The 13,130-nt window shown below is 39.0% G+C and carries 16 protein-coding genes; 13 read left to right on the forward strand and 3 right to left on the reverse strand.

Annotated features, from left to right (window positions below; genetic code table 11):
• Nucleotides 1–165: 165 nt before the first annotated feature.
• Together IGI67_RS00410 and IGI67_RS00415 are read right to left on the reverse strand one after the other, a co-directional pair.
• Nucleotides 166–1,368 carry an MFS transporter gene (locus tag IGI67_RS00410; RefSeq protein WP_429956415.1) on the reverse strand — a complete coding sequence of 401 codons (1,203 nt, stop codon included), beginning with the start codon at nucleotides 1,366–1,368 and terminating at the stop codon, nucleotides 166–168.
• A gap of 126 nt (nucleotides 1,369–1,494) precedes the next feature.
• The gene (locus IGI67_RS00415) at nucleotides 1,495–2,022 is read right to left on the reverse strand and encodes a PadR family transcriptional regulator (RefSeq protein WP_207108605.1); all 528 of its coding nucleotides are present in this window, start codon (nucleotides 2,020–2,022) and stop codon (nucleotides 1,495–1,497) included.
• A gap of 165 nt (nucleotides 2,023–2,187) precedes the next feature.
• Here IGI67_RS00415 and IGI67_RS00420 point away from each other — a divergent pair, with 165 nt between their 5' ends.
• The 13 genes from IGI67_RS00420 (at nucleotide 2,188) to recN (ending at nucleotide 12,782) form a co-directional block, all read left to right on the forward strand.
• The gene (locus IGI67_RS00420; protein WP_429956416.1) at nucleotides 2,188–2,889 is read left to right on the forward strand and encodes a hypothetical protein; all 702 of its coding nucleotides are present in this window, start codon (nucleotides 2,188–2,190) and stop codon (nucleotides 2,887–2,889) included.
• Nucleotides 2,890–3,101: 212 nt separating this feature from the next.
• Nucleotides 3,102–3,338 carry a GlsB/YeaQ/YmgE family stress response membrane protein gene (locus IGI67_RS00425; protein ID WP_242550331.1) on the forward strand — a complete coding sequence of 79 codons (237 nt, stop codon included), beginning with the start codon at nucleotides 3,102–3,104 and terminating at the stop codon, nucleotides 3,336–3,338.
• 130 nt (nucleotides 3,339–3,468) lie between these two features.
• Nucleotides 3,469–4,533, forward strand: coding sequence for a M24 family metallopeptidase (locus IGI67_RS00430; RefSeq protein ID WP_429956417.1), 1,065 nt, complete (start codon nucleotides 3,469–3,471; stop codon nucleotides 4,531–4,533).
• A 233-nt stretch (nucleotides 4,534–4,766) separates the two neighbouring features.
• Nucleotides 4,767–5,324, forward strand: coding sequence for an elongation factor P (gene efp, locus IGI67_RS00435; protein ID WP_207108547.1), 558 nt, complete (start codon nucleotides 4,767–4,769; stop codon nucleotides 5,322–5,324).
• Nucleotides 5,325–5,492: 168 nt separating this feature from the next.
• Complete coding sequence (locus IGI67_RS00440) at nucleotides 5,493–5,918, forward strand: Asp23/Gls24 family envelope stress response protein (RefSeq protein ID WP_207108548.1); 426 nt, start codon at nucleotides 5,493–5,495, stop codon at nucleotides 5,916–5,918.
• Nucleotides 5,911–6,369 (forward strand): transcription antitermination factor NusB, encoded by a 459-nt coding sequence (gene nusB, locus IGI67_RS00445; RefSeq protein ID WP_207108549.1) that lies wholly within the window; start codon nucleotides 5,911–5,913, stop codon nucleotides 6,367–6,369. The genes IGI67_RS00440 and nusB overlap by 8 nt, the downstream gene beginning before the upstream one ends.
• A 59-nt stretch (nucleotides 6,370–6,428) precedes the next feature.
• A complete protein-coding gene (locus IGI67_RS00450) occupies nucleotides 6,429–7,286 on the forward strand; it encodes a bifunctional methylenetetrahydrofolate dehydrogenase/methenyltetrahydrofolate cyclohydrolase (protein ID WP_429956418.1) in 858 nt (285 codons plus the stop codon).
• 15 nt (nucleotides 7,287–7,301) lie between these two features.
• On the forward strand, nucleotides 7,302–8,636 hold the full coding sequence (gene xseA, locus IGI67_RS00455) for an exodeoxyribonuclease VII large subunit (RefSeq protein WP_429956419.1): 1,335 nt from the start codon (nucleotides 7,302–7,304) through the stop codon (nucleotides 8,634–8,636).
• Nucleotides 8,636–8,857, forward strand: coding sequence for an exodeoxyribonuclease VII small subunit (locus IGI67_RS00460; protein WP_207108552.1), 222 nt, complete (start codon nucleotides 8,636–8,638; stop codon nucleotides 8,855–8,857). Before xseA ends, IGI67_RS00460 begins: the two co-directional genes overlap by 1 nt.
• Nucleotides 8,858–9,742, forward strand: a complete 885-nt coding sequence (locus tag IGI67_RS00465) for a polyprenyl synthetase family protein (RefSeq protein ID WP_429956420.1) — start codon at nucleotides 8,858–8,860, stop codon at nucleotides 9,740–9,742.
• 44 nt (nucleotides 9,743–9,786) lie between these two features.
• On the forward strand, nucleotides 9,787–10,602 hold the full coding sequence (locus IGI67_RS00470; RefSeq protein WP_207108554.1) for a TlyA family RNA methyltransferase: 816 nt from the start codon (nucleotides 9,787–9,789) through the stop codon (nucleotides 10,600–10,602).
• A gap of 19 nt (nucleotides 10,603–10,621) precedes the next feature.
• Nucleotides 10,622–11,080, forward strand: coding sequence for an arginine repressor (locus IGI67_RS00475; RefSeq protein WP_207108555.1), 459 nt, complete (start codon nucleotides 10,622–10,624; stop codon nucleotides 11,078–11,080).
• Nucleotides 11,081–11,111: 31 nt separating this feature from the next.
• Nucleotides 11,112–12,782, forward strand: coding sequence for a DNA repair protein RecN (gene recN, locus IGI67_RS00480; protein WP_429956421.1), 1,671 nt, complete (start codon nucleotides 11,112–11,114; stop codon nucleotides 12,780–12,782).
• 26 nt (nucleotides 12,783–12,808) lie between these two features.
• Here recN and IGI67_RS00485 read toward each other — a convergent pair whose 3' ends face one another.
• A complete protein-coding gene (locus tag IGI67_RS00485; protein WP_088933054.1) occupies nucleotides 12,809–12,925 on the reverse strand; it encodes a DUF4044 domain-containing protein in 117 nt (38 codons plus the stop codon).
• Between the last annotated feature and the right edge of the window lie 205 nt (nucleotides 12,926–13,130).

Genomic DNA, 13,130 nt, shown 5'->3' on the forward strand with positions numbered 1-13,130 from the left:
AAAGTGCATCCATTTTTAAACGTAAAAAGAAATGATTGATCGAGACTACTCCTCAAAACAACCATAACATGAATATCTTTTATGTAAAGATACTAAAAAAACGTGTTGGCCCATAATTTTTATGGATCCACACGTTTTTTAGTATTGAATCTAAAGCATCCATTTTTAGGCGTTCTCTTCAATCTCTTCCTCTTCGACTGTTTCGAAATATTTGGAATGAATAATGATTAATACGATTCCGATAAAGACCATCACACTGGCAAAATAGAAGGTATAATTACCGCCAAATTTTGCACCGATCAAACCAGCAACGAACGGAGCAAGCGAACCACCAAAGAAGCGTACAAAGCTGTAAGTTGAAGAAGCGATGCTGCGTTTGATTCCAGGGATTTCCATGGCGATCGTAGTCATCAATGTATTAATGATCCCTTGGAAAAATCCAGCGACGATCAAAGCAGCTGCTACGAGTGCAGGCTGATCGGCATTGATTCCCATTAACAATAAGCAAACAATGAATCCAATAAAACCGATCATTAGGGTATAAAAAGTGCCGATCCTTCTCTCAAAACGCGTTGCTAAGAAAATCGAAGAAATCGCTAATAGGATTCCCCAGCCGAAGAAGGTCATGCCGATTTCCATTTCTGAAAAGTTTGGCATTAAGAAGGGGGCATAGGCCAGTAAAGTAAAGAAACCAAAATTATAAAGTAATGCAATCAAACCCACGGAACGCAATTTATGATTTTTCAACGCCTTGATCCCAGCAAAAAAATCGATTTTTTCTTTTTTGCCTGCGGGTTCCTTGAACATAATTAAAATCGACAAAAATGAAATCAGCATCAAAACAGATACGCCTGCAAATGGCAATCGCCAAGAGATAGAACCAAGCGATCCCCCAACGAGCGGTCCAATCGACATACCCAATCCCATAGCGGCTTCATAAAGCATAATCGATTTCTCTGTTTGACCAATCAACACACTGACGATCGCCGATAACGCTGTTGAAATAAAGAGCGCATTTCCTAATCCCCAGCCAGCTCTGAAATAAATCAGTGCGTCAATCGTATTTGACAGTCCAGCGAAAAGCGCAAATAAAATAATAATAAATAATCCTACCATCAAAGTTTTCTTCGTACCAATTCGGCTAGAAACAAAACCAGTGAATAACATGACGATCCCCGTCACCATCATATAGCTTGTAAATAATAGCGTCGTTTGCTCAGGTGTTGCCTGTAAAGATTTGGCGATCGAATTTAAAATAGGATCCACCAGTCCGATCCCCATGAAGGCGATCATGCAAGCAAAGGCAACAACATATGCTGCTTTGCTATTTTCTTTTTCCGTTACTAAGTTTCCGTTTAAATTTTCCATGTAAACCACCACTTTCCATTCAACAGTTTAATCATAAATTATTTTTATGTCAATATTTACATAAATAAATTTACACATATTTTCTTCAAAAAAAGAAACAGACCCTAAATGATCTGTTTCTTGCCATTATTCCTTGAAGTAGTCATCGATTTTTTCTTCTGCCCATGCACACCAAGCGAGCTCTTCCTTACATAGACGGATTTTTCGTTCAAGAATCAGCTCGCGACCAAAATTTTTTCGCCGCTCCTCTTCGCTTGATTCAGTGACACCATCTAAGACCTTGGAATATTCGCTGAGTTGTTCCTGAAAATATTGTTTTCGTTCCATGATTAAAAATTTTGAAGTATCTCGATCCAGAGCAGAGATGGTAAACACCTTCGCTAGGAACTCATCTTTCTGAGAAGGAGCATGGCTTTTAGTAAAAACCCATTCCTTTACTAACTCTTTTCCTGCTGGAGTAATATCATAAATTTTCCGTTTCCCATCAGGAATATCAATGATTTCAATTAATTCCTGCCTGCGCAGTTCTTTTAAGGTTGGATAGATTTGGCTGTGATGAGCTTCCCAAAACAAATTCAAAAAGTGTTTTAATTCATAACCGGTCAACGGCGAACGCACAAGCATTGCCAGAACAACATAGCTGATCGTATTCATCATGTGATCCTTTCTGTTAAGGATTTCCTTTAAACTATTTTCCTTCTTATTTTCTCCGTGTCTATTGTATCACTGTTTATAAAAATTGATGAACATTTTTCAGACCTGCGGCGGATGTTTTTTCTCCAGAATTCTAATAGACTTATTTTAGAGAGGAAGATCGTTGTGAAAGTCTTATTTGTATTTGATGACCAAGAATATTCAAGTTTTTTTATTTATGATTTAACTAGTGGTATAAACAGTTTGTTGCGAGTTTCGCCCGAAATAAAAATACAGAAGCTGACTCTTGGTGAATTGTACACACAAGTACCGATTGAAAAGTTCTTAGCCTATTTTTCAGTTGCTTTTTCTATAAAAGTTGAGAAATATTTGATTCTAAAAAAAGCAGATAGTTTGCTTGGTGTGAAGGAAGCCGGCCTTGAAGAGGATGGGAAGATGGCCGTAACGGTTTATAAAGATTTTCACGCCTTAAAAAATGGTCAGCTGTTTACAAAAGGTGAGCACCGACTGACTTTAGCTGAGATCGATGCCTATATCAGCTATCAGATTGATCAGGATGGTCGGATCGACGTGTTTGAACGGCAGGAAGATATTATTCGATTGATAAAGCGCAAAACGCTTCGACCACGATTATCTTCTATCACTAATAATTATGGAACAGTCCGAGAGTATTCAGGAAGCAATCTTAATTTAAAAGACATGTTAAAGCTGGGAACAGGTTACTTAGCAAAAGGCAATGCCCGGATGAATAAAATCAATGTACCGGAAGTCGGGAGCTATACGTTAAATGGTGATTTTCCCTATCAGTTAAACAGGATCGATTGGGAGAAAAATAACGTGAAATTACGATCTGATTTCATTCAATAAAAAGTTATTCACAGGAAGTATCCAAAAAGCGTTTTTTTTGATTGGATTAGCCGCTTACATAGCCGTAAAAGCTTTGACATCAATCTTTAGAGGAGTTTCACAACTGAGAAACTTTTTGGTTAAATTGCTTTTGAGTACTTGACAATTGTGATGGATGCTTTTGAATTAAAAATAAAAAAAACGATGCTACACTAAAAAATGGAGGGATAATGATGATTTGGACGTTAATAGTAGGTGCTGTGATTGGAGCGATCGGCGGCAGTCTTTCTGGTCGCGGCAAGCAGATGGGCTGCATCTTTAATATTATTGCAGGCCTAGCGGGTTCCTATATAGGTCAAGCAATTTTTGGTCACTGGGGGCCGCACTTAGCAGGAATGGCATTAGTACCGTCAATCTTAGGTGCAGTCGTAGTGGTAGCCGTTGTTTCATTTTTCACAGGACGACGATAAGAAGTAGTTTGCAGAGGCTGAAAATCAGCTTCTGCCTTTTTTTAGTTTAAAAGCAGAGATTTTTGTTTTTCTAGTCGTGTTCGTTCAGCTTTTTGAAAGACTTTGTTATAATGGATTGTGGGTGATAAGAATGATAAAACGAATGGAAAATTTACGTAGATTAATGAAAAAAGAAGTAATTGATGCGTACTTAGTAACAAGTCCGGCGAACTTGCGTTATTTAACAAACTTTACTGGGACAGCTGGTTTAGCATTTATTACATTAGAAAGAGCGTTCTTTATTACTGATTTTCGTTATATTGAACAAGCCAATGAGCAAGTTCAAGGAATGACGATTATTCAACATCAAGGAGATACCATAGGAGAAATCATCAGACTGATGGAAAGCGAGGGCATCAGCGTTCTTGGATTTGAGGACGCCTTCATGACCTATGCTGAGTATTCTGTTTTTGAAGAAGCAATTGACGCAGAGCTGGCACCGGCCAGCGGTTTCATTGAAAAGTTGCGGGAACAGAAGGATCCGGGAGAAATTGCCATCATTGAAAAGGCTTGTGCGATAGCTGATGAAGGATTCGAGCATGTCCTAAAGATGATTCGTCCGGGAATGATGGAAATTGAGGTAGCAAATCAATTGGACTTCTTTATGCGCTCACTTGGGGCATCCGGCACATCGTTTGATACAATCGTTGCTAGCGGTGTTCGATCAGCTTTACCTCATGGCGTCGCCAGCAATAAAAAAATTGAGTACGGCGATTTGATTACACTGGATTTTGGTTGTGTATATCAAGGATATGTATCGGATATCACACGTACTTTTGCAATAGGGGAGCCAGAACAACAGTTAAAAGATATTTATCAAATCGTTTTAGAAGCGCAGCAAAAAGTTATCGAAGTGGCCCAGGCCGGAGTAACTGGTGCACAATTAGATGCGGCAGCTCGAGATTTTATTACTGAAGCTGGCTATGGCGAGGCTTTTGGACATTCTACCGGGCATGGTATTGGAATGGAAATTCATGAAGGGCCGAATGTTAGTCAATCCAACGGTGAGCCACTAGAAGTCGGCAATATCATCACTGATGAGCCGGGAATTTACTTAGCTGGTCTTGGCGGTGTTCGGATTGAAGATGATTTGGTGATTTTAGCTGAAGGCAATCGAATTTTGACGCATTCACCGAAGGAACTCATCATTTTATAAGTATCAGTTTCCCTATATATTTTAGCAAGATTAGAGTAGGGGATGCTTTAAAAATAGTTTCATTAAAAAGAACAAGCCGTAATTGGGTAGAGGTAGCGTAAGTAAACAAGAAATGATAAACTAGAACCAAATCTGCAAAGATGGGCAATATGCAGGGAATTAATATTTCTATTCTTTCTATATAATAGTAGAATAATAATTGATTTCCTTTCATTGAATTAGGAGGAAGTATCATGATTTCAGTAAACGATTTTAAAACTGGTTTAACTATCGAGGTGGACGGCGGCATTTGGCGTGTAGTCGATTTCCAACATGTGAAACCAGGTAAAGGTGCGGCCTTCGTTCGTTCAAAACTCAAAAATCTGCGTACTGGAGCTATGCAAGAAAAAACGTTCCGTGCGGGTGAAAAAGTTGCGAAAGCTCAAATTGACAATAAAAAAATGCAATATCTTTATGATGATGGCGATAACTACGTGTTCATGGATATGCAAAGCTACGAACAAATCGAAATGCCTAAGCAACAAGTAGCAGAAGAAATGCTTTACGTATTAGAAAACACAGAATTAACCGTTATTATGTATGGGAACGAAGTTTTAGGGGTGGATCTTCCAAACACTGTAACATTAGAAGTTGCGGAAACAGAACCAAACATTAAAGGCGATACCTCATCAGGCGGTTCAAAGCCAGCTGTGATGGAAACAGGTTTGACAGTCAATGTACCATTCTTCGTGAATCAGGGAGACAAGCTGATCGTCAATACTCAAGATGGCAGTTACGTATCTCGAGCATAAAAGGTTCAGTTTTTACGGACTAGCAGTATGTGGCGTTTAAATATAAAAGAATTAGTATTATTCTTAGAGCTAATCGATGGAGTAATCTCTATTCGGGCGATACATGAACATCAGACTTGTTTTTTATAAGGAAAAATAAGTACATTGGAGGAATAAGGAGAGAGTAAGATGGCAGATGAAAAAAATTTAGTTTTAGGCGAAAGTCCTGAACTCGGTGAAATTATCATTGCACCAGAAGTGATTGAAGTAATTATTGGAATCGCAGCTTCTAAAGTGGACGGTGTTTATGGTATGCGTGGTTCTCTAGCAAGCAATGTGACTGAACTGCTTGGTAAAGCCGCTCATGGAAAAGGTGTTTATCTTAAAAATGATGAAGACGGATTGAAAGTCGATATCTATTCTTATTTTGATTACGGCACTTCTGTACCGAAAGTAGCAATGGCTATGCAAGAACGTGTAAAACAGCAAGTTTTATTTATGACTGATTTAGCGTTGAGCGAAGTAAACATCCATGTAGTAGGCGTCGTAGCTGAAAAATTAGAACAACCGACCCTAGAAGAATTATTCAATGATGAAGAGGAAAATAATGAGTAAAGAATTATCACGTCATGAGATTCGGGAAAAAGCCTTACAGGCGCTATTCCCGTTAGACTTCAATCAGGATTTAACCAAAAAGGATGCCATTAACCACGCATTAAGTATTGACCAGCAAGAATTCGTCAGTGAAGACGAAGAAGCCTTTGTTCCTGTTTATCTTGATGAAATAGTTGGGGGAGTCGTGGAACACCAAACAGAGCTAGATGAGATTATTCAAAAGCATTTACGTTCTAACTGGTCGATTCAACGAATTGCAAAAATGGATTTGATTATCTTGCGGCTAGGAATCTACGAGATGCTGTACAATACTCAAGTACCCAATCGAGTGGTTCTAAATGAAGCGATCGAATTGGCTAAAACTTTCAGTGATGACCAATCAAGAAAGTTCGTCAATGGTATCTTATCTAATGTAATGAAAGAGATCGATGAAGCTGGGGCAAATAGCTGATGAAGCTATTTTTCCCAGCTTCATTTAAACTATATAGGGAAAGAAGTGGGGATTAAAAAATGGCACAAATTATTAAGGGAAAAGAATTGGCAGAAAAACTTCAGCAAGAAACAGCTAAACAAGTTGAAACATTAGCAGCGAAAGGGATTCATCCAGGATTGGTCGTGTTACTGGTTGGAGAAAACCCTGCTAGTCAAATATATGTGAGAAATAAGGAACGTGCAGCCAAAAAGATTGGGATTCATTCTGAAGTAAAACGCTATCCCGAAGCGATCACAGAGGCTGATTTGATTAAGGAAATTGAACACTTCAATAAATCAAATGAATTCCATGGAATTTTAGTACAGTTGCCATTACCGGATCATATTGATGAAGAGAAGGTTTTGCTTGCAATCAATCCATTAAAAGATGTTGACGGATTCCATCCAATGAACATGGGAAGATTATTCGCGGGAATGCCGCATACAATTCCTTGTACACCATACGGTATTATGAAAATGTTTGAAGAATACGATATTCCATTAGCTGGGAAACAAGCAGTTGTGATTGGACGCAGTAATATCGTCGGCAAACCAATGGCGATCTTGCTTTTAGGAGCGGATGCAACGGTGACGTTGACTCATTCGAAAACGGAAGATCTGGCAAACGTTGCTAGCAAAGCAGATATTTTAGTTGTAGCAATCGGCAAAGGTCATTTCGTTACGAAAGAGTTTATAAAACCAGGGGCAGTCGTAATTGATGTTGGGATGAATCGCAATGAAGAAGGTAAACTAATCGGCGACGTGAAATTTGATGAAGTCGAACCAATTGCCAGTTATATCACACCTGTTCCAGGTGGGGTAGGACCAATGACCATTACAATGCTAATGCAGCAAACAGTAGAATGCTGCGAACGGCAAGTATTGGACCACGAATAGCAGAGAGGTGTTTAAATGACACAAGAGTATCTGACTGTCAGTGCTTTAAACAAGTATATAAAACGGAAATTCGACGTAGACCCCTATTTAGAGAGGGTCTATTTGACCGGAGAAATATCGAATTTTCGTATGCGGGCAAATAGTCATCAATATTTCAGCTTGAAAGATGAACGCTCAAAGATTAGTGCCATCATGTTCAAAGGTGCCTTTCAAAAACTGAAATTCACACCAAAAGAAGGGATGAAGGTTTTGGTAGTTGGTCGCGTAGCTTTATATGAAGCCAGCGGGAATTATCAAATTTATATTGATCACATGGAACCGGACGGTGTAGGCGCTTTGTATCAGGCTCTTGCTGAATTGCGAGAGAAACTGAATAAAGAAGGGCTATTCTCGCAACCAAAGAGATCTCTTCCACGCTATCCAAAGCGGATTGCGGTGATTACAAGTCCCAGCGGTGCCGTCATTCGAGATATTATCACCACCGTGAAACGTCGATATCCTATCACTCAGCTGGTTCTTTTTCCAACATTAGTGCAAGGAGACAAAGCTGCTGCTGATATTGTCAAAAACATTCATAAGGCAGAAGCCTTAGATTTTGATACTATGATTATTGGACGGGGTGGCGGATCAATCGAAGACCTGTGGCCATTCAATGAAGAAATCGTAGCTCGAGCAATTGCGGCCTCTCCGATACCGATCATTTCTTCAGTAGGACATGAAACGGATACGACGATTGCTGATTTAGTCGCAGATGTACGAGCAGCAACACCGACAGCTGCAGCTGAACTGGCAGTGCCTGTTTTATCAGAAGAAATTTTACGAATTAAAGAAAAGCAAGCACGTTTAGAACAAGCCTTCTTACATCAGTTGCAGCGTAAAAAAGAACGTTTTGAACGCCTGCAGCAATCTTATATTTTCAGGCAACCTACTCGTTTGTATGAAGCTCAAAGTGTTCAATTAGATCGATTGACCCAGCAGCTGCAGCAGAATATGACGGTCCTAGTTAGTCAACGAGAACGGGAATTGATGCAGTATAGCAGCCGATTGGCTCAAGCGAACCCCATCAATCGTGTCAAACAGACTCAACAGCAAATGGACTATTTGCAGGAACGCCTGCAGCAGCAAATGCAAGGCTATTTAGAGAATCAACACCGCCGATTACAACAAGCAATCACATCACTTGATTTACTGAGTCCACTGAAAACGATGGGGCGCGGTTTTACCTATACGACTCAAGACGATCATGTAATTCGGTCGGTAAAGGATTTAAAGAAAAAAGAAATGACGGTGCATTTTGCTGATGGTATTGCAAAAGCATCAATCTTAGAAATTGAAGAAGGGACAAAATAATGGAAAATACAACCTTTGAAGAATCAATCGCACAATTAGAAACGATCGTAACACAATTAGAACGTGGTGATGTACCATTGGAAGAAGCGCTAGAGGCCTTTCAAAAAGGAATGGTCCTGAGCAAGCAATGCCAAGATACATTAACTAAAGCAGAAAAAACGTTGACTAAAATGATGAGTGAAGATGAAGAAGTGCCTTTTACAAGTGAGGAGGAAGCTTAAATGCTGCAGCAGCTTTCTGCTGAAGAACTACCTAAAGTTGAAAAAGAAATCATTGATTTTATCAATACTTATACTATTCATGATGATTTAAAAAAAAGCATGCTTTATTCAATTGAGGCTGGAGGAAAAAGAATCCGTCCATTGATAGTTTTGGCTACTGTGTCGGCTTTTCGGAAAGAATTGACGCCTCCGGTCTATCAAACGGCTGGAGCTCTTGAGATGATTCACACGTATTCATTGATTCATGATGATCTCCCAGCAATGGATAATGATGATTTACGTCGTGGAAAGCCAACTAATCATAAGGTTTATGGAGAGGCTCTAGCTATTTTAGCAGGCGATGGTCTTTTAACTGGAGCTTTTCAATTAATTAGTGAGACAACATTAAGTCCAGCAGAAAATGTACTTTTGATACAGCTTTTGGCGAAGGCTGCAGGTATCGGGGGAATGGTAGCAGGACAAGCTGGCGATATGGAGGCGGAAAATAAGCATGTTCCGCTGAATGCACTGAAAGCAATCCACCGTGGGAAAACAGGGGCTCTCTTGACGTATGCTTTTGTAGCAGGAGGAATCTTAGCAGATCAGCCTGAGTATGTGATTGGGCTTCTTGAAAAGCTTGGGAAACATGTTGGATTAGCTTTTCAGATTCGAGACGACCTACTAGATGTCGTAAGTACCACCGAAAAATTAGGGAAACAAGTTGGTCAGGATGAAAAGTCGGATAAAAGCACTTATCCAGCTTTGCTGGGGATTGAAGGAGCGAAGCAGGCACTAGCTGAGGAATTAGGACAAGCTGAAATTGTGATTCAGCAATTAACGAAAGCAGCCCAATTTCAACCTAAAATTTTTGAAGAATTACTAGCGCTTTTTGCCTTGAAAAAGTAATATGTCGAATGAAGACTAAATCTATTTAAGAAGTAGGGGACAGCATGAAAAAAGAACGTGTCGATGTGTTAGCGTTTAACCAGGGACTTTTTGAAACTAGAGAGAAAGCAAAACGCGCCGTAATGGCCGGTTTAGTTTATGATCAAAAAAACGAACGATTAGATAAGCCTGGTGAAAAAATTTCAATTGAGACGAGTTTACAAGTTAAAGGGCAAAGTTTAGCGTATGTTTCTCGTGGTGGCCTAAAATTGGAGAAAGCTTTGAAAAATTTCGATGTAGCTATCGATCAAAAAATTTTGCTTGATATCGGTTCTTCTACAGGGGGATTTACAGACGTTGCGTTGCAAAATGGAGCAAAGTTAAGCTACGCCCTAGATGTTGGCTATAACCAATTAGCATGGAAATTACGTCAAGATGAGCGGGTCGTAGTAATGGAAAGGACGAACTTTCGTTATGCTAAATTAGCCGACTTTGATCAAGGACAGCCAAATTTTGCAACAATTGATGTTTCCTTCATCTCTTTAAAACTGATTTTACCGCCATTACATGAAATTTTAACAGAGAATGGTGATGTCGTTGCATTGATCAAGCCGCAATTCGAAGCCGGAAAAGAGTATGTCGGGAAAAAAGGCATTATTAAAGATCCCAAAACGCATTTGATGGTGTTAGAAGAAATCACCGATTTTGCTGCAGCACATGGCTTTGACGTGCAGGAGTTAACGTATTCTCCAATCACTGGTGGTGAAGGAAATATTGAGTTTTTAGCTCATTTAAAAAAAGTAGCGGAGACAGGTGTGTTAAATCCAGAAATCAATTTAGAAATGGTTGTGACAGAGGCACATCAACAACTAGACAAATAATCAATCGGGAGGAGAAGAGATGCGTAAAAAAGAACGACACCGTATTATTACCCAGTTATTGAGTGAGTATGATGTGAAAAAGCAAGAAGACTTTGTTGAAATTCTTGCGCAGCAAGGTGTAACGGTAACTCAAGCGACAATTTCACGGGATATTAAGGAAATGAAATTGATAAAGGTACCTGCACAAAATGGCGGTTATCGCTACAGTATACCGCGTAAAGAACAAGAAGATGTGAATGAAAAATTAGCTGATCTTTTAAAAGAGGCGGTAATCTCTGTCAATCAAATGGAAAAATTCATCAACGTAAAGACATTACCGGGAAATGCCTCAGCATGCGCAAATTTATTAGAAAAGCAATTCATGAAAAGTTTATTTACGACTTTGAATGATGATGACAGCGTTTTGATGATAGCATTGACTGAGGAAGATGCCATACGTATCCAACAGGATATCGCTGAGAAAAGTCAGAATAATTAGTATGTCTCATTAAAAGGAGAATATGAAAAAAATGTTACAAGAACTGACAATTAAAAATTTTGCGATCATTTCTTCGTTGCATTTGGGCTTTACTGATGGAATGACAGCTTTAACTGGGGAGACAGGTGCTGGGAAATCAATTATTATTGATGCGGTCAGCTTGCTTGCTGGAGCACGTTCATCAATCGAATACATTCGACAGGGCAGCGATAAATGCTTAGTGGAAGGTCTATTTGATTTACCTAAGCAGCAAGAGTTTCAATTATTAATGGAGGAGCTTGGGATCGAAGTTGACGAAGCAGGCCTGATTGTTCAAAGAGATTTGAACATATCAGGAAAGAGTGTATCACGAGTAAACGGCAGAATCGTGACTTTAGCAAATCTGCGACGGATTGGACAATTCTTAGTCGATATTCAAGGACAAAATGATCATCAAGAATTGATGCATCCGGAATCTCATTTACGACTTTTAGACAGTTTTGGTGCGGCTGATTTTCAAGAATTGAAAGCCGCTTATCAAACAGCCTACCAAAGCTACATCACGTTAGTAAAACAAGTCAAAAAGTTCAAACAGAATGAGCAATCCTTTGTTCAACGGATTGATATGCTAACATTTCAGCAGGAAGAAATCGGCAATGCGGAACTAGCCCTTGGCGAGGAAGAGCGGCTAGTTGAAGAACGGGAAAAACTGACAAATTATCAAAAAATTGTTGATAGTCTTTCATACAGCTATCAAGCTATGACTAACGAAGAGACAAGCTCGCTAGATGTGATTGGTTCAGCCAGTCAAGAGCTTCAAACAATTGCTTCTTTGGACAAGGATTATGAAAATATCTCTGATAATGTTCACAGTGCCTATTACTTATTACAAGACGCGGTCAGTGAAATCGGTCGTCAACTGGATATGTTGGAATTAGATGAGGAACGGCTAGATTTGGTCAATGAACGTTTAGAATTGATTCATCAATTGAAAAGAAAATACGGCGATTCAATTGAGGATATCTTGAGTTATTTTGATAAAATCAGCCAAGAGCTTTTAGATTCAGATTTTTCTGGAGATAAACTTGAAAAACTAGAAAAAGATTTAATTGTAAAAGAAGAAAAGCTGCAGAAATTAGCTATGAAGTTACAAGCAGCACGAAAAAAGATGGCAAAAAAATTAGAGGCGGCTATCCAAAATGAGTTAAAGGACTTGTATATGGAAAATGCTCGTTTTGAAGTGACGTTCAAGGAAATCATTTTTACAGCTGAGGGAATTGACGAGGTAGAATTCTACATAACGACAAATCCTGGTGAACCTTTGAAGCCCTTAGTCAAGGTAGCTTCAGGTGGAGAAATCTCACGTGTAATGTTAGCTTTGAAGACAATTTTCTCAAAAACTCAAGGGTTGACGAGTATCGTATTTGATGAGGTGGATACAGGTGTAAGTGGTCGAGTGGCTCAGGCAATTGCAGATAAAATTTATCAAATTGGTAAAAATTCGCAAGCGCTTTGTATTACCCATTTGCCCCAAGTAGCAGCGAAGGCAGATCACCAATTATTTATTCGCAAAGAAGTAGTGAATGGTAGAACGCTGACAAGAGTGGAAGAATTAACAGAAAAAGATCGTACTGAAGAAATAGCTCGCATGCTGGCAGGTGCTGAAATCACGGAATTGACAGTCAGACATGCAAAGGAATTATTGCAATTAGCTAAAAAATAGGCGGAGCTGCTGCTCCGCCTATTTGCTTACATAATACTTAGTAGACTGCTCAAAACTAATGAACCAATTGTTAAAATTAACATGGTCCAAATAACAACTTTGGTAACTTTAGAAAAAGTACTCGTGGATTTTTTTTTATTCATACCGTCACCATCCTCAAAAAAATTTCAAATTCATCATACTTCATTTTTTTGAACTCCGCAAATAACTGAAAAAACTTTTAAAAAATACTAAGAAATCTTTTCGCGACAATATCGCGAATTCAATTGTTAAAACTTACTAAATCCTTTATATTTTAAATGAATTGAAACACGAATGTAACGATAATGCAGTATAGTGAGGGTAGTA

This window comes from Enterococcus sp. AZ196 (genome assembly GCF_050498845.1).
Classification (GTDB): Bacteria; Bacillota; Bacilli; order Lactobacillales; family Enterococcaceae; genus Enterococcus_A; species Enterococcus_A murrayae.